Below are 16977 nucleotides of genomic sequence, written 5' to 3'. Positions count from 1 at the left end.
GCGGTGTGGGTCGGGGTGGTCACACGACCGGCGGGCGGCCGGCGATGGTCATCCGTGCGACCGTCAGCCAGCTCATCGGCCGGGTCGGTCCGCAGTCGGTGGCCCATCCCTCGCGGATCCCGGCGAACCACGTCCCCAGGCGTCGCGGGTGCCGCCACCAGCGTGCGACCTGGATCGCGGCCCACGAGCCGACGTACAGCGGCCGGAGCGGCGCCGGCAGGTTCCGTCGGGCCAGCCAGACGCGGTTGCGGGCGTTCAGGCGGTAGTACTCGGTGTGCCGCGCCGGGTCGATGGCCGGGTGGTGGGCGACCATGTCGCCCGCGTACCAGGCACGTCGACCGGCGTCCCACACCCGCCACGCGAGCTCGATGCCCTCGTGGGCGTAGAAGTACTCGGCGCCCCAGCCACCGACGACCCGGTAGACGTCCATCGGCAGCACCACGGCGCCCTCCCACACGGAGAACACCGGCGACGAGTGGTCCGGCTCACCCTTGCGGATGCGCGGGACCCAGCGACGCGGGTTCGCGGCGCCGGTCGGGTCGACCACGCGTGGCTGGAGCAGTCCGAGCGAGGGGTCGCGCTCGAACCGGGCGACGGCGTCCTGCAGGAACGTCACCGACGGGATCGAGGCGTCGTCGTCCAGGAAGAACACGTAGTCCCCGTCGACGACCTCCGCGCCGGCGTTCCGTCCGGCCGGGATCCCGAGGTTCTCCGGCAACGCCAGCGTCCGGACCCCGTCCGGCAGACCGGTCGGCTCCCAGCCGTTGCCGACGCAGACCACGTCGAGCTCGACGCCCTGCTGCGCGAGCACGCTGTCGAGTCCGCGGCGGAGGTCCTCCGGCCGGGTGCCCTGCGACAGGCTCACGACGGCGACGCGCGGCCGCGCACGGTGTGGGACCGCGTGGCGACGCACCGTCCCCGGCGTCACCGGGTCTGCGGTCTCCGCGTCGTCGGTCATGCCTTGACCCGCTTCGACGCGATGATCGCCAGGAAGTGCCCGACGGTCGCCAGCACGGCGAGGGGCAGCAGCGCGCCGACCAGGATCCGGCTGGCGAGCGTGTCGCCGATCGCCAGTCCGATGAGCGCGAAGAGGAACGCCAGCATGCTCAGCTCCACCGAGTGGTACAGGCGGTGGAACGGCAGGAACCGGGCCAGGCGGCGCAGCGAGGCGAGCTTCCGACCGGACGGCGCGGTCGAGGCGTCGCGTCGGTCGACGAGCTTGTCGAGCCCCGCGTTCGCGCGGGCGACGTGCACCATGTCGTTGAGTGCCTTGTTCAGCACGATGACCAGACCGAGGGCGCAACCGATCGTCGTCCACATCCAGTCGGCGCCGTGGATCGGCCAGGTGGCGGCACGGATGCCCAGCGCGACCGGGATCAGACCCTCGGTCGTGTAGTGCCCGACCTTGTCCAGGAACACCCCGGCGGGCGACCGGGTACCACGCCACCGGGCGACCTCGCCGTCGCAGCAGTCCACGAGCATCTGCAGCTGCCCGAGCACCAGGGCGAGCGCTGCGCCCCAGATGCCCGGGATGAGCAGGGCCGCGGCGATGCTCCACCCGACCAGGATCATCAGACCGGTCACCTGGTTCGCACTGACGCGGGTCTTCAGCAGCACCCAGGTCAGGTACGGCGAGACGTCGCGCAGGTACAGCGACGCCGTCCAGTGCTCGGCGTTGGCGCGGGCACGGACCTCGTCCGGCTGGGCGACGGCCCGCAGCTCGGCGATCGACGTCGGGCGTGCGGATCCGCGGCCGGGGGTGGCGTGGTCGGTCATGGGGGTCACCGTCCGGTGTGGGTGGTCAACTCGGAGGTGCGGGTGAGGAACCCGATGATGAAACCGAGCCCCCAACCCACGTGGATGCAGGGCAGCACCACGAGCAACCAGAGGAAGGTCGCCACCCCGGATCGACGCGCGACGGCGACCGACCCGACGATGACGAAGAGCAGGTACACGGCGGGCACGGCGAACCCGAGCAGTGCCCAGGCGACCGGGCTGCCGAGGGCCGCACCGATGATGCCGACGATGCCGGCGAGGATCCCGACGGCCATCGCGGCGACCATCGCCGGTGGCACGAAGTACCGCAGGCCGTTGTTCGCGGGGAACCGGCGGGCGAGCTCCCCGCGCCACAACCCGGTCGCGACGAACTGCCGCACCAGACGCTTCAGGCTCGGTCGCGGGCGGTAGGTGACGACCAGCTCGGGGGTGAACCAGACGGTGCCGCCGGTCTGGCGCAGGCGTCGGTTGAGCTCCCAGTCCTGACCACGCTTGATGCCCTCGTCGAACAGGCCGACCTCGAACAGACGGTCGCGACGGAAGACGCCGAGGTACGCCGTCTCGGCGGGGCCCGCGGTCCCGCCGACGTGGTGCGGGGTCCCGCCGAGCCCGACGCGGCTGCCGTACGCCAGCGCGACGGCTCGCTCGAACGGGCTGCGGCCCTCGGCGCGCATGATGCCGCCGACGTTGTCCGCGCCGGACTCGAGCAGGGTGCGGACGGCGATGCGCGTGTAGTCCGAGGGCAGGACCGAGTGTGCGTCGACACGGACCACGACGGGGTGCACCGACGCCCGGATCGCGACGTTCAGACCCGCCGGTGTGGACCCGACCGGGTTGTCGATCGCCCGGATGCGCGGATCGGCCGCACTCATCTCGGCGACGAGTTCGTTCGTGCCGTCGATCGAGGGGCCGAGCGCGAGGATGACCTCGAACACGCCGGAGTAGTCCTGGTCGAGCAGGCTGGCGACCGCAGCGCGGACCTCGGTGACCTCGTTGAGCACGGGCATCACGTACGAGACGCCCGGCAGGGGCTGTCCGTCTGTCTGCATGCGTACCTCGGGGTGCTGGCTGGGTGCACGGGACGCACCGGGGCGGTGCCGCCCCGCAGAGCGACCATGAGCCTATCAAGACCCGAACCCGGAACCTGCGGTGCGCCCGCGACGCGACCCGCAGACGGACGGGAGGCCCGGCGCACGTCGTGCACCGGGCCTCCCGTCCTGTCCGTGGTGGCGTCAGCCCTTGCTGTCGTACGTGCCCAGGGTCACGTCCGCCTCGTGGGACTGGCCGTTCCGGATGTAGCTGATCGTCGTCGACGCGCCGCCCGCGAAGAAGCGGACCTGCGCCGTCAGGTCGGTCGCGTCGGAGACGGTCGCCGAACCGATCTTCGTGACGACGTCGCCCTTCTGCAGACCGGCCTTCGCGGCCGCCCCGCCGGACGAGACCGACTTGATGAGGGCACCCATCTGGGTCGCGCTCGTGTCCTCGGATGCATCGCCCACGGTGGCACCGAGCAGACCGTGCGTGGCCGAGCCCTTGTCCTTGATCTCGTTCGCGACGCGCTCCACCAGGTTCGACGGGATCGAGAAGCCCACGCCGATGCTGCCGGCCGCCGAGTCCGACGACGACGAGCTGCCGGCCGACGCGATCGCGACGTTGATGCCGATCAGCTTGCCCTTCGCGTCGAGCAGCGCACCACCGGAGTTGCCGGGGTTGATCGACGCGTCGGTCTGGATGACCGGCAGCGAGACCGTCGTGTTCGCGGACGAGCTGCTGCCGTTGTCGCCGTTGCCCCAGAAGTCGAAGGGACCGCTGCCGCCGTTGCCGCCCTCGTTGGAGTCGCCGCCCTCGCTGGGAGCGCTCGACGTGACCTGGATGCTGCGGTTCAGGGTCGAGACGATGCCGTCCGTGACCGTGTTCGACAGGCCCAGGGGCGCACCGATCGCGACCGCGGTGTCACCGACGTTGAGCTTCGACGAGTCGGCGAACTCCATCGGCTTGAGGTCGGTCGCGTCGATCTTGATGACGGCGAGGTCGACCGTCGGGTCGGTGCCGATGAGCTTGCCCGCGTAGATCTTGCCGTTCGAGGTCGTCACCGTGATGCGGCCGTTCGAGCTGTCGCCGTCGAGCGTCACCACGTGGGTGTTCGTGACGATGTAGCCGTCCTTGCTCATCACGACGCCCGAGCCGGTCCCGGCCTCGCTGCTGGCCGACACGTTGATCGTCACGACCGACGGTGTCGCCTGTGCCGCGACCGCGGTGACGACGGTCGCGGAGTCGTAGTCGTTCACCGTCAGGTTGCCGCCCTGCGACGAACCGGACGACGACGTGACCGTGCCGCCCTGCGACGACCCGGCGAGCCAGCCGGCACCGCCGCCGACCAGACCTGCGACGACCAGTCCGGCGATGATCGGCAGGACGAGCTTGTTGCGGCCCGAGCGGGTGCCGGCGGGGGTCGAGGCCGCGCCGGAGGCGCCGTCGTCGAAGTAGTGGCCGTTGCGCTGGTTCGCGCCGTCGACGTCGCCGAAGGCACTCGTGGCGGACTGCGGCGCCTGCGCCGATGCGGTCGCGTACTCCGACGAGGACGCGGGGGCCGCGGCGGAGGCCGGCTGGGCGTACTCGCCGTACCGGGGCTGACCCGCGGTCGGCTGCTGGCCGTACGGGGACTGCTGGTTCTGGCCGTACGGGTTCTTCTGGCCGTACTGGCTCTGCTGGTTCTGGCCGTACTGACCCTGCTGGCCGTACTGGCCCTGCTGGCCGTACTGGCCCTGCTGGCCGTACTGCGACTGCTGGCCGTACTGGCCCTGCTGGCCGTACTGCGACTGCTGGCCGTACGGGCTCGTCTGGTCGGCCGCAGGCTGCTGCCCGTACTGGGACGCCTGCCCGTACGGCGAGGCCTGCTGCCCGTAGCCGGTCTGCTGCTGGCCGGGGCCGCGCTGCTGGTCACCGGAGAGCGTCGGGTACGGAGCCGTGTAGCGGTCCGTGGGGTGGTCGGTCGCCGACGGGATCACGTCGGTGTGGTCGGCGCCCGTGGCGTCGTCGGACGGAGCCGCGTGCTGCGCGGCGGGGTCGGACCGCTCGGTGTCGTCGAACTGCTCGGAGTCGTTCGGCATCGACATGTTCCCCTTCGTGGCCGCTGCGGCGGCGTCCTCGCTGGCGGCAGGCGATGCCGCATCGTCCGGACGGCGTTCGTCGCCCTGCCCGTTGGGCGTGGTGTCGGTCATGCTGGACGTGCTCCTTTCAAGCTCGTGCAGTCTGTCGCAACCACCTGAGCGGTGCTTCTGGCGACGCTGGAAGCATCCTCTGCCGATCTTATGCGTGGGCTGTGGGTCCGTCCCCGGATCGCCGTCGGACGGCCAGCTAGGTTGGGGTCCGTTCAGCGCGACACGTCGTCGCCGTCACCGGAGGGAACCACATGCGGCAGGCAGGACCCTGGTTGCGAGCAGCCGAGGGAGCGATGCTCCTCGGACCGGACGGCATCCCCGCGCCCACCGTCTTCGCCGAGATGAGCGCCCTCGCCGCGAGCACCGGAGCGATCAACCTCGGGCAGGGCTTCCCCGACCAGGACGGCCCCGCCGAGGTGCTCGAAGCCGCGGTCCGCGCCATCCGGGACGGCGTCAACCAGTACCCGCCCGGACGCGGGACGGCCGACCTCCGCACCGCCGTGGCCGAGCACCAGCAGCGGTGGTACGGCCTCGACGTCGACCCCGACCGCGAGGTCCTGGTCACCGCAGGCGCCACCGAGGCCCTCGCCGCGACGCTCCTCGCCCTGGTCGAACCCGGCGACGAGGTCATCACGTTCGAACCGTTCTACGACGCCTACGGCGCGCTCGTCCGGCTCGCCGGCGGCACCCACGTCACGGTGCCCCTCACGGCCCCCGACTTCCTGCCGGACGAGGACACCCTGCGGGCCGCGTTCACCGACCGCACCCGCGTCGTCCTCGTCAACACGCCGCACAACCCGACCGGCAGGGTCCTGCCCGACGAGGTCCTGCGCACGATCGTGGAACTCGCGACCCGGTACGACGCCGTGATCGTCACCGACGAGGTCTACGAGCACCTGACGTTCACCGTCCCGCACACCCCAATCGCCACCCTGCCCGGAGCCGCCGAGCGGACGGTGTCGATCTCGAGCGCCGGCAAGACCTTCAGCACGACCGGGTGGAAGATCGGGTGGCTGACCGCTCCCCCGACACTCGTCGACGCGATCACGACGGTGAAGCAGTACCTGACCTTCGTCAACGGTGCGCCGTTCCAGCCGGCCGTCGCCGTGGGACTGCGGTTGCCCGACGCCGTCTTCGCCGGGATCGCCGCCGAACTCGCCGCCAAGCACGCACTGCTCGCCTCGGGGCTCCGGTCAGCGGGCTTCGACGTGATGCGCCCGGACGGCGGGTACTTCGTGATCGCCGACACCGCGCCGCTCGGGTACGACGACGCGCGGGCCTTCTGTCTCGAGCTGCCCGCACTGGCCGGGGTCGTCGGCGTGCCGGTGTCGGCGTTCGTCCGACCGGACCACGCCGCGGGCTACCGGTCGCTCGTGCGGTTCGCGTTCTGCAAGCGGCGCTCGGTCCTCGAGGACGCCGCCGACCGCCTCGCACGCCTCCACGCGCCGTCCTGAGCCCGATCCCGCCACCGGCGCAGCCGGGACCACGCACCGGACGGGACGCACGCGTCAGGGGCGAGCCGCGCCTCCGGGCAGGGCGCGCAGCGCGACCTCGTACCGCCGGAGTGCCAGCGACGGGTTGACCTGCCGGACCGCCGCGGTCACGGCGGTGTCGACGGTCGCGACGAGCGTGCCGGGCGTGGACCCGGCGGCGGCGACCGCGACGCCGGAGGGGTCGAGCACCACCGAGGCGCCGATGCCGACCGGCGGCGTCTGGCCGACGCCGACGACCCACACGGTGTTCTCGATCGCCCGCGCCGTGAGCAGCGTCCGCCAGTGGTGTTCCTTGCCCGGGCCGCGCACCCACTCGGCCGGCAGCACGACGACGTCGGCCGCACCGTGCTCCGGTGCGGCCAGCCGCCGGGTGACCTCGGGGAAGCGCAGGTCGTAACAGGTCTCGAGTCCGATCCGGACGCCCTCGAGCTCGAAGACCGGCAGCTGCTCCGGATCGCCGGACTCGATGCGGTCGGACTCCCGCGACCCGAAGGCGTCGTAGAGGTGCACCTTCCGGTACGTCGCCGCGAGCTCGCCGGTGGGGAGCACCGCCACCAGGGTGTTGCGGAAGCGCGTGGGACCCGCCGTGGCCGCCGCGTCCGTCGTCGCTGCTTCTGTCGTCGCTGCTTCTGTCGTCGCTGCTTCCGTCGTCTCGGCTTCCGTCGTCTCGGCGATCCCGACGACCAGTGCGACACCGGTGTCGCGGGCGATGTCCTGCAGCCCTGACACGAAGGGGCCGTCGAGCGGTTGCGCTGCGGCGACGAACCGGTCGTCGATCTCGGCGGTGAAGTACGACGAGTACTCCGGCGTGACGAGCAGAGCCGCTCCCCGCGCGGCGGCGTCGACGGCCGCGGCCCGGACGGTCTCGAGGTTCGCGGCGCTGTCGTCCGCGGGAGCGAACTGCGCGGCGGCGATCGTGAGGGTGCCCATCCGCCGAGCGTACCGGCGCACCGCGGCGCGCTCCGGCGTGCACGAGCCCGGGAACGAGGAAAGCCCCGGTCCTTTCGGACCGGGGCTTTCGTGTGACGCTTGGTTGCGGGGGCAGGATTTGAACCTACGACCTCTGGGTTATGAGCCCAGCGAGCTACCGAACTGCTCCACCCCGCGGCACGTTGAATAGCCTACACACGGTCGTGGCGGGGCACAAATCGTGTGCCCCGCCACGGCGTGTCAGCTACCGTCTTCGGCTGCGGTCGCGGCCTCGATCGCCTCTTGCAGGCGCTTGTCGGCCTCGGCCGCGGCGACCAGGTCGTTGTCGGCGTAGGCCTGCTGGCGGTCCTGCAGGGCGTCGTTCGCGTCGGACAGCGCCTGCTGCAGCGCGTCGTTGCCCGTGGCACCCGATCCGCTCGTACCGCCCGTCGAACCGGACCCCGTGTCGGAGTCGGAGCCGGAGTCGGACGAACCCGAGTCCGAATCCGACGAGCCGGAGCCACTCCCCGAGCCGCTGGCATCGGAATCGCCGGCAGCAGCACCGGAGTCACCGCCGAACAGCGAGTTGAGCGCCTCGTCGAGGGTGTCCTCGAACGCGATCTTGTCGCCGAACGCGACCAGCACCTTCTGCAGCAGCGGGTACGAGCCGCTCGACGTCGACTGGACGTACACGGGCTGCACGTACAGGAAGCCGCCGCCGACCGGCAGCGTGAGCAGGTTGCCCTGCTTCACCGTCGAGTTGCCGCGCTTCAGGATGTTCAGCTCCTGCGACACCGTGGTGTCCGAGTTGAACAGGTTCTGCACCTGCGCCGGGCCCGGGATGTTGTCGGTCTTCGGCATCGTCAACAACGTGAGCTTGCCGTAGCCCGACGCCTTCTTGCCCTTGCCCGCACCTCCCGCGTCGGAATCGGCCGCCAGGTACCCCGTCAGGACGTTGCGGTTGTTCGCGCCGGCGGACTGCTGCGGGATGTAGGTCGTGTACAGGTTGTACGCGGTCTCCTGCCCCGGCACCTTCATCGTCAGGTAGTACGGGTCCTGCAGGTTCGCCTTGCTCGCTGTCGTCGTCGTCTGCGCGCCCAGGGCGTTCGTGGTCGTCGACGTGTCCGCGGCGGTCGCGTCGCTGTCCGTCCCGCCGGTCGTGGTGGGCTCCTGCGGCGTGTTCCACGCGTCGTCACCCGAGTAGAACGAGTTCGCGTTCGTCACGTGGTACGTGCCGAGGATCGACCGCTGCACCTTGAAGAGGTCCGTCGGGTACCGGACGTGGTCCAGCAGCTCGGCGCTCATGCTCGACACCGACTTGACCGACGTCGGGAAGATCTTCTCCCAGGTCTTCAGCACCGGGTCCTTGGTGTCCCACGCGTAGAGGGTCACCTTGCCCGTGTAGGCGTCGACCGTGGCCTTCACCGAGTTGCGGATGTAGTTCACCTGGTCGGTGCGGTACGCCGAGGACTCCGAACCGGAGATGCTGTCCGACAGGCTCTGGCTCTGCGAGTACGGGTAGGCGTCGCTCGTCGTGTAGCCGTCCACGACCCACTGGATGCGGTGGTCGACGATCGCCGGGTAGGCGTCGCTGTCGACCGTCAGGTACGGAGCCACCTTCTGCACACGCGTGATCGGGTCGCGGTCGTAGAGGATCTGCGAGTCCTTGTTGACGGCGTCCGACAGCAGGACCTGCTCCGACTGGAACTTCGCCGCGTAGACGAGTCGGTTGAAGAAGTTGCCCACACTCGGTCCGCCGTCACCGGAGTACGTCGTGGTGGCGTTCCCGCCGTTGTCGTCATCGGACCCGGAGGGGTAGTCGAGCTCGACGTCCTTCGAGCCCTTCGGGGCGCCGACGATCGAGTACGCCGGCGAGGTCTCACCGAAGTACACGCGCTGCTGGAAGTCCCCCAGCGCACCGTTCGACGGGATGCCCGACTCGAGGAACACCGGCTTGCCGTCGCTCGCGCGCTGGTTGCCGAAGGCCGCGGTCACGCCGTAGCCGTGGGTGTACACGAACGCCCGGTTGTACTGGGTGTTCGCAGCAGAGCTCAGCCCGTCGAGGTCGATGTCGCGCACCGCGATGACGGTGTCCTCGGTCTCGCCCTTGACGTCGTAACGGTCGACGTCGAGCTCGTCCGGGAACTGGTAGTACTGCCGGTACTGCTGCAGCTGACTGAAGGTGTCGGAGACGATCTTCGGGTCGATGAGGCGGATGTTCGCCGTCGTCTGGGCGTCTTGCGCGAGGGCGCCCGAGCTGGCCTCGGTCGTGGCGTCGTAGTTCTGTTCCTTGACGTCGGAGACACCGTAGGCGTCACGCGTGGCCTTGATGTTCCGCTCGATGTACGTGGATTCGTACGTGCGCTCCGAGGGCTTGACCTGCAGGCGCTGGACGATCCAGGGGTAGATGCCCCCGATGACGATCGCGGCGACGAGCAGCAGCCCGGTCCCGACGATCGAGATGCGCCAGCGACCGATGACCGCCGTGACGATGAACAGGATCGCGACGATCGCCGCGATGCCCGCCATGATCTCGCGACCCGGGATGACCGCGTTCACCTCGGTGTACTGGGCACCGGTAATGAGCGAGTTCGACTTCGTGAGCGCCGCGTACTGGTCGAGCCAGAGGCTCACGGCCTGCAGTGCGATGTAGAGCGCTGCGGTGACGGCGAGCTGGATGCGCGCGGCACGCGAGATGCGGACCTCACGTCCCCCGAAGCGCAGCGCGCCGTACAGGTAGCAGGCAGCGAGGGCGGCGAGGCCGGCGATCAGCACCACGGCCGACGAGTACGCCACGATCGAGCGCCAGAACGGCAGCTCGAAGACGTAGAAGCCGATGTCGAGGCCGAACTGCGGGTCCGTCTTGCCGAACGGCGTCCGGTTGAAGTACTCGAGCACCATGCTCCAGCGCCCCGAGGTCGACAACCCGGCGAAGATGCCGAGCACCACCGGGATGCCGATCATGACGGCACGACGCAGCGGCTCGATGACCTGCTGGTACCGGTCCAGCTGCGAGTTGAGCTTCGCGTAGACCGGGCGGTACCGGAAGGCCAGCCCGATGCTCAGGAAGACCGGCACCGCCATGCCCAGGAAGCCCGCGAGGAACATCAAGGTCCCTGCGATCCACCGCGTCGTGAGGACCTGCTGGAACCCGAGCTGCGCGAACCACGCGTAGTCCGTGTACAGGCTGGCGAAGATGAAGAAGCCGATCACCAGTGCGGCCAGCACGATGATCGTGACCACGATCGGGACCCGCGGCGAACGCCGCCCCGAGGTGGACGAGGTTGTCGTCACTTGATGTGCTCCAGACGTGTCGGACCGGCGGGCCCGGCTCGCGGCGGGCCGTCAGTGCACTGATCCTATTGGACCGCGCGGAGTGTGAAACTGTGCGAGGACTCAGGAACCCGGTCAGGAACCGCAGCGGGCGAGCTTCGCGGTGCTCTCGCCGTCGGCGATGGTCTGCAGATCGGTGACGGCCTGGTCGAGCATCGACACCTTGAAGACGTCGAGCCCGTCCGGCACGTGCCCGACGACCTCGTCGCAGTTGTCAGCCGGGGCGAGGAACACCGTCGCGCCCGCCTCCCGTGCCCCGTAGAGCTTCTGCCGGATGCCGCCGATTGCCCCGACCTCGCCGTCTGCGGTGATCGTGCCCGTGCCCGCGACGTGCTTGCCACCGTTGAGCTTGCCGGGCGTGATCTCGTCGATGATCCCGAGCGCGAACATCATGCCGGCCGAGGGGCCGCCGACGTCCTGCAGCGTGATCGAGACGTCGAACGGGAAGTCGTACTTCTCGGTGACGCCGACGCCCAGGAGCGCGGTGCCCTGCTCGTCGCGCGGGGTCACCCGGACGTCCTTCGTCGCACCGTCGCGCTCGATGGTGACGGTCGCCGGGGTCGACGTTCCGTGCTCCGCGACGAGTTCGCGCAGCGAGGTGGCGTCGGCGTTCGTCGTGAGCGAGGTGCCGTCGAAGGCCGTGATGACGTCGCCCTTCTCGATCGGACCGTCGGCAGCCGAACCGGGCTGCACGGTGCCGACCTCGAGTTCGGTCGGCAGGTCGTTCCCCTGCTGGATCAGCGCCGCGGCCACGGCGGACTGCTGCGACGCCTGCATGTCGGCGGAGTCCTGCTGGTTGACCTGCTCGGTCGTGGTGCCGGTCGGGTAGATCGCCTCGACCGGGATCACGGCCTCGGACTTCGTGAAGATCGCGCGGACGACGCTGGTCCACGACGGACGGTTCGTCGCGTCGCCCTGGATGCCGACCGTCAGCATGTCGAGCGCTCCGGCGGTGGGGTAGGTCTCGTGCCCGGAGACCTGGATCAGCTTGACGTCCTTCGCGTCCTTGCCCGTCCCCTGCTCCTGCGTCCCGATGGTGTTGTAGACCGGTCCGGGGACCTCGATCAGGTACGGACTCGGCAGCACGCTCGCGAGGATGCCCAGCACCACGGCCCCGATCACGAACGCCCACCCGACGGTCCTGGCACGCGAACGACGACGGGGCGCGGGGGCGAAGAGGGTCACGCGGGGTCCTTCCAGGGGCGGTCGCCGGGCCTGGCGGCAGGGCGGTCGTCCTCGCCGTACGGCGGGACTGTTCGCCCTCGGCGCAGCGGTTCGGGCGTTCCCACGGGGGCATCCCAGGTGCGGCCCCGTGAGCAGCGATTAGCGTAGTCGGCATGCCTGATGAACCACAGCCGGGGCCGGACGACGACTTCCAGGAGATGCTGCGCAAGCTGCTCTCGGGCGAGGGCCAGATCGACCCGTCGCAGCTCGCCGGGGCGGCCGGCCTGCCGAACGACCCGGCCTTCGTCGCGAACCTCATGAGCCAGCTGCAGCGTGCCGCGCAGTCCGGCGGAGACGGCATCGACTTCTCCGCGACCGCCGAGCGCGCGACCGCGATCGCCCGCGAGGGCGGCCACGCCGTCGACCCGGTGGCCTCGCAGGCGGCCGACCAGGCGTTCCAGGTCGCGGCGCTCTGGCTGGACGAGGTCACGACGGTCGCCGAGCTCACCGCCACCCCGAGCCTCTACACGCGTGAGCAGTGGGCGAAGGCGACGGTGCCGGTGTGGACCCAGATCGCCGAGCCCGTGGCGTTCAGCATCGCCGACGCACTGACCGAGGCCATCGACCAGCGGGCTCCCGAAGAACTCAAGGCGATGCTCGGCGACGTCTCGAAGGCGATGCGCGGCGTCGGCGGTGCGCTGTTCGCCATCCAGCTGGGCCAGGTCGTCGGCCAGCTGTCGAAGGAGGTCGTCTCCGGCGGCGACGTCGGCGTGCCCCTGCTGGACGAGCAGGTCGCTGCACTCCTGCCGCAGAACGTGGCGGAGTTCGCCGAGGGACTCGACGTCTCCGAGGACGAGGTCCGCATCTACCTGGCGGTCCGCGAACTCGCCCACGCGCGACTCTTCCGCTCTGCGCGGTGGCTGCGCCTGCACATCATCTCGTCGATCACGGACTACGCGCAGGGCATCCACATCCCGTTCGACCGCGTCGAGGAGCTCGCGGCGGACATCGACCCGACCAACCAGGAGCAGCTGCGGGACGCGCTCGCCTCCGGTGCGCTCATCCCGCCGAGGACGCCCGAGCAGGACGCCGCGCTGGCACGACTCGAGACCATGCTCGCCCTCGTCGAGGGCTGGGTCGACACGGTGACCGCCGCCGCCACCGTCCGGCTGCCGAAGAGCGGCGCCATCGCCGAGATGGTCCGCCGTCGCCGGGCGGCCGGCGGGCCCGCCGAGTCGGCCTTCGCGACGCTCGTCGGCCTCGAACTGCGCCCCCGCCGTCTGCGCGAGGCCGCCGCGATGTGGCAGCGGGTCACGGACGAGCTCGGCGCGGAGCAGCGTGATGCCCTCTGGTCGCACTTCGACCTGGTGCCCACGTCCGACGACGTCGACGCACCGGACGCCCTGGTCGCCCGGTTGCGGAACCCCGCGCAGACGGAAGAGGACGACGCGTTCGACAAGGCGCTCGAGGACCTGCTCAACGACGCCACCGGTTCCCGCCCGCACGAGGACGAGTCCGGTCGGATCGACGACGGCGCCCCGGGCACCGACGACAGCGGGACCGGCACCGACGAGACCGGCACCGACGGGGACCACCCCGGCGACCAGCCCCGCTGACGCCGCCACCGACGAGTTCTCCACAGATCCACCTCCCGACCCCACGCCTGCCCCCGACTCGGGCAGCGTGAGGTCATGGGCATCCGCATCGATCCGACACTCGAGTTCGTCTGGCGCGACCCGGCCACGGTGCAGCTCGGGGTCGATCCGCCCCGTGCCGTGGTCGCCGTCCCGACCACGGGCGAAGAGCGGTTCCTCAGCGCCCTCCGGCGTGAGACGGGGCGCGAGGCCCTGAGCGGCCTCGCCGTCACGTCGGGCTGCCCACCGGACGTCGCCGCGCGGGTGCTCGGTGCGGCGTCCCCCGCGGTGATCGACGTCCTGCCCGAACCGCTCGAACGGATCGAGGTGCACGGGTCCGGCGGGCTCGCGGACACGATCGCGGCCCACCTGTGCGGTGAGGGCGTGACCGTCGCCCGGACGTCGTCCCCGCGGGGCGGCCCGGTCGTCCTGCCGGAGCACGAGCCCCGGCTCGCCGTGGTGGTCGCCGACCACGTCGTCGACCCGGCGCTCCGCGCCGCCTGGACCCGCAGGGGCGTGCCGCACCTGGCGGTCGTGGTGGGCGACGGACGCATCCGCCTCGGGCCGTTCGTCGTGCCGGGGGCCGGCCCGTGCCTCCAGTGCGCGGAGTTCGCTCGCGTGGACGACGACCCGGCGTGGCCGGCGATCGCGTCGCAGCTGTGGGGACGACCGCCGTCGCCCCTGTCGCCCTGGCGGACCGCCGCGGTGGCCGCTGCCACGACCCGACTGCTCGTGCAGCGCCTGCCCCTGCGGACGCAACGCGCCGACCCCGACCAGGTGGTCTTCGACCGCGACGACCTGGCCGTCAGCCGGTGGTCGGTGCCGCTCCATCCGCGGTGCGCGTGCCGAGCGCTGCCAGGAACCGACTCGGAGCACGGGCTCCCCCACGTGTGGAGCCCTGTCGCGACCACGTGATGGTCACGGTTCGCCGGGCACGGGTGAGTCCGACGTAGAACAGGCGTCGTTCCTCGTCGACCTCGGTGTCGGTGGTGGCGTGGGAGATCGGCAGGAGCCCCTCGGCGGCGCCGGCGATCACGACGTTGGGCCACTCCAGGCCCTTCGACGAGTGCAGGGTCGCCAGGGTGACGGCGTCGACCTCGGGCTCGTGGTGGGTCGCCGCACGGTCCACCAGGTCCTGGGTGAACTGCTGCATGGTCGTGCCGGCGGGGGCGTCCTCGGCCAGGCCCATGATCGCCTGCAGGGCTTCCCACTGGTCACGGACGGCGCCTGTGCCCTCGGGCGCGGTCGGCGTCCACCCACTGACCTGCAGCACGAGACGGACACGGCGGGTCAGTTCGTCGTCGGTCTGCCGGATCGCTTCACCGCGCATGTGGTGCACCGCGAGCTTCACCTCGGGGCGGTTGAAGAAGCGCGTGCCACCCTGCACGCGGTAGGGGATGCCGTTGCGGCCCAGCGCGGACTCGAGCGCCGCGGACTGCGCGCCGACGCGGAACAGCACCGCGCAGTCGCCGTACTTCGCCCCCGCGGCGACGAGTTCCGCGATCCGCCGGGCGATGGTCTGCGCCTCGTCGCCGTCGTGCACACACGGCACCACGACGGGGTCGGGTCCGGGTTCCTGCGTCTGGGCGACCAGGTCGAGGGCGCCCGGCTGTCCGCGCATCAGCGCGTTGGCGGCGTGCACGACCTCGCGGGTGGAGCGGTAGTTCCGTTCGAGTCGCAGGACCGAGCCGCGCGGGAACTCCGAGCCGAACCCCAGCAGGTAGTCGCTCGAGGCACCGGCGAACGAGTAGATCGTCTGGCTGGCGTCACCGACGACGCACAGGTCGTCGCGGCCGCCGAGCCAGGCGCGCAGCAGGTCGTGCTGCACGGGCGAGACGTCCTGGTACTCGTCGACGACGAAGAACCGGTACTGCTGCCGCACGTACGACGCCACCCGCGGCTCCGACTCCACCATGCCGAGCGTGGCGAGCAGGACGTCCTCGAAGTCGAGCTGTCGGCGGTCGTCCTTGAGGCGTTCGTACGCCTTCATCAGGTCGATCACCCGGCGCGGCGAGGTGTCACGCGGCATGACGCGTTCGGCGGCGGCGGCCTCGTACTCCTCGAGCGAGAGCATCTGCACCTTGCGCCACTCGACCTCGGCGGCCAGGTCGCGCAGCACCGGCGTGTCGACCGACATGCCGACGGTGTCGGCGGCGTGCGCGATCATCCGCCCCTTGGACTCGACGATCTTCGGGGCGTGCCCGCCGACGGTGTCCGGCCAGAAGTAGCTGAGCTGCGCCATCGCCGCGGCGTGGAAGGTGCGGGCCTGCACCGTCCCGGCGCCGAGCGAGCGGAGTCGCGACCGCAGCTCACCGGCAGCGCGGGTGGTGAACGTCAGCGCGAGGACGTGGTTCGGCGCGTAGGTGCCGGTCGCGACCCCGTAGGCGATGCGGTGGGTGATCGCCCGGGTCTTGCCGGTTCCGGCTCCCGCCAGCACCGCGACGGGGCCGAGCAGGGTCCGGGCGACGGTGCGCTGCTCCGCGTCGAGGGCGGCGAGCAGTTCATCGGGTGACGGTGGACGGAGCTCGGGCACCCCGCTCACGGCAGGTCCAGGGGCCCGCCGTACCACTCCTCGATGATGGCGCGGGCGATCGACGTCCGGCCGGGCAGCAGCAGGGTGTCCCCCGCGCGCTCCCGGATGTCCTCACGCGAGAACCAGCGCACGTCGAGGATCTCGACGCCGTCGGGTCGCGCCGTCGACGGGTCGCCGTCCACCGCGCGGGCGCGGAAGCCGACCATCAGCGACGCGGGGAACGGCCACGGCTGCGAGCCGAGGTACTCGGGCTCCTCGACGTGCACGCCGGACTCCTCGAAGACCTCGCGGCGGACGGCGTCCTCGAGCGACTCGCCCGGTTCGACGAACCCGGCGAGCAACGAGTAGCGGTTCGCGTCCCACGCGGCGTTCGAGCCGAGCAGGATGCGGTCGTCGGCGTCGACGACCCCGACGATGATGGCGGCGTCGGTGCGCGGGAAGTGCTCGTGCCCCTCGGGGTCGCGGCGGACCCAGCCGCCGGTGACGACGTCGGTCGCCGACCCGGTGCGGGGCGAGAAGCCGTGGACGGCGTGCCAGTTCGCCATCGCCACCGCCTCGACGGCCAGGCCCTGGTCGCGCGGGGACAGCTCGGTGCCGAACATGCGCAGGCTCTCCCACGCGTCGTCGGACGGCTCGATGGCCGCCGCGGTGCCGTCGTCGACGAGGGCGGCGACGAAGCGGGTGCCGGCGGGAGCGTCGGCAGCATCGGCGACCGCGCGGCCGAGGTACAGGGTCACGGTGCCGGCCGGGACCTCGGACGCGGTGACGAAGCGCAGGGTGCCGTCGGCGTTCCGGAGCATCTCCGAGCCGTGCACCGGCAGGTACCGGGTCGCGGAGTCCTCGCGCAGGACCCGGTCGAGGTCCGGCGTCGTACGGAACTCGGCGTCGCGGTCGAGTTCGTTGCGGGACAGCGGGAGCCGGGAGGCGAACTCGACGGTCACGGCAGAGGGCTCCTCGGTTCAGGTGCAGGCGAG

The 16977-nt window shown here is 71.2% G+C and carries 12 protein-coding genes and 1 tRNA gene; 3 read left to right on the top strand and 10 right to left on the bottom strand.

The genetic code is table 11. The features are described from left to right. Positions 1 to 19: 19 nt before the first annotated feature. From KZI27_RS06480 to KZI27_RS20195, 4 genes are all read right to left on the bottom strand, one after another. Positions 20 to 958 (bottom strand): glycosyltransferase family 2 protein, encoded by a 939-nt coding sequence (locus KZI27_RS06480; protein WP_261784123.1) that lies wholly within the window; start codon positions 956 to 958, stop codon positions 20 to 22. Beyond that, positions 955 to 1776: a CDP-alcohol phosphatidyltransferase family protein gene (locus KZI27_RS06475; RefSeq protein ID WP_123313359.1), complete on the bottom strand. Its 822-nt coding sequence runs from the start codon at positions 1774 to 1776 to the stop codon at positions 955 to 957. Before KZI27_RS06475 ends, KZI27_RS06480 begins: the two co-directional genes overlap by 4 nt. Positions 1777 to 1781: 5 nt before the next feature. Next, positions 1782 to 2825 carry a glycosyltransferase family 2 protein gene (locus KZI27_RS06470; RefSeq protein WP_222660024.1) on the bottom strand — a complete coding sequence of 348 codons (1044 nt, stop codon included), beginning with the start codon at positions 2823 to 2825 and terminating at the stop codon, positions 1782 to 1784. A gap of 183 nt (positions 2826 to 3008) precedes the next feature. Then, complete coding sequence (locus KZI27_RS20195; protein ID WP_261784122.1) at positions 3009 to 4997, bottom strand: S1C family serine protease; 1989 nt, start codon at positions 4995 to 4997, stop codon at positions 3009 to 3011. A 191-nt stretch (positions 4998 to 5188) separates the two neighbouring features. Here KZI27_RS20195 and KZI27_RS06460 point away from each other — a divergent pair, with 191 nt between their 5' ends. Beyond that, the gene (locus tag KZI27_RS06460) at positions 5189 to 6391 is read left to right on the top strand and encodes an aminotransferase class I/II-fold pyridoxal phosphate-dependent enzyme (RefSeq protein WP_222660022.1); all 1203 of its coding nucleotides are present in this window, start codon (positions 5189 to 5191) and stop codon (positions 6389 to 6391) included. Between the two features lie 54 nt (positions 6392 to 6445). Here the strand turns inward: KZI27_RS06460 and KZI27_RS06455 are convergent, their stop codons facing one another. The 4 genes from KZI27_RS06455 to KZI27_RS06440 all read right to left on the bottom strand — a co-directional run bounded on the left by KZI27_RS06455 (position 6446) and on the right by KZI27_RS06440 (position 11857). After that, complete coding sequence (locus KZI27_RS06455) at positions 6446 to 7360, bottom strand: carbon-nitrogen hydrolase family protein (RefSeq protein ID WP_222660020.1); 915 nt, start codon at positions 7358 to 7360, stop codon at positions 6446 to 6448. Positions 7361 to 7460: 100 nt separating this feature from the next. Beyond that, positions 7461 to 7537, bottom strand: a tRNA-Met gene (locus KZI27_RS06450). 63 nt (positions 7538 to 7600) lie between these two features. Continuing rightward, positions 7601 to 10582, bottom strand: a complete 2982-nt coding sequence (locus KZI27_RS06445) for a UPF0182 family protein (protein WP_222660019.1) — start codon at positions 10580 to 10582, stop codon at positions 7601 to 7603. Positions 10583 to 10747: 165 nt separating this feature from the next. Beyond that, positions 10748 to 11857: a PDZ domain-containing protein gene (locus KZI27_RS06440; protein WP_261784121.1), complete on the bottom strand. Its 1110-nt coding sequence runs from the start codon at positions 11855 to 11857 to the stop codon at positions 10748 to 10750. 152 nt (positions 11858 to 12009) lie between these two features. Between KZI27_RS06440 and KZI27_RS06435 the strand changes: the two genes are divergently transcribed. Beyond that, entirely contained in the window at positions 12010 to 13452 is a 1443-nt protein-coding gene (locus KZI27_RS06435; RefSeq protein WP_261784120.1) for a zinc-dependent metalloprotease, read from the top strand. 75 nt (positions 13453 to 13527) lie between these two features. Next, on the top strand, positions 13528 to 14385 hold the full coding sequence (locus KZI27_RS06430; protein ID WP_222660017.1) for a hypothetical protein: 858 nt from the start codon (positions 13528 to 13530) through the stop codon (positions 14383 to 14385). Here the strand turns inward: KZI27_RS06430 and KZI27_RS06425 are convergent. Continuing rightward, on the bottom strand, positions 14276 to 16012 hold the full coding sequence (locus tag KZI27_RS06425) for an ATP-dependent helicase (protein ID WP_261784119.1): 1737 nt from the start codon (positions 16010 to 16012) through the stop codon (positions 14276 to 14278). The genes KZI27_RS06430 and KZI27_RS06425 overlap by 110 nt on opposite strands. Next, positions 16009 to 16944, bottom strand: a complete 936-nt coding sequence (gene nudC / locus KZI27_RS06420; RefSeq protein ID WP_222660015.1) for an NAD(+) diphosphatase — start codon at positions 16942 to 16944, stop codon at positions 16009 to 16011. Before nudC ends, KZI27_RS06425 begins: the two co-directional genes overlap by 4 nt. Positions 16945 to 16977: the final 33 nt, after the last annotated feature.

The sequence above is a fragment of the Curtobacterium sp. TC1 genome (genome assembly GCF_019844075.1).
In the GTDB taxonomy this organism is placed as follows: Bacteria; Actinomycetota; Actinomycetes; order Actinomycetales; family Microbacteriaceae; genus Curtobacterium.
The sequence above is the reverse complement of the archived record's forward strand: the minus strand, read 5'-3'. Positions and strand labels throughout refer to the sequence as shown.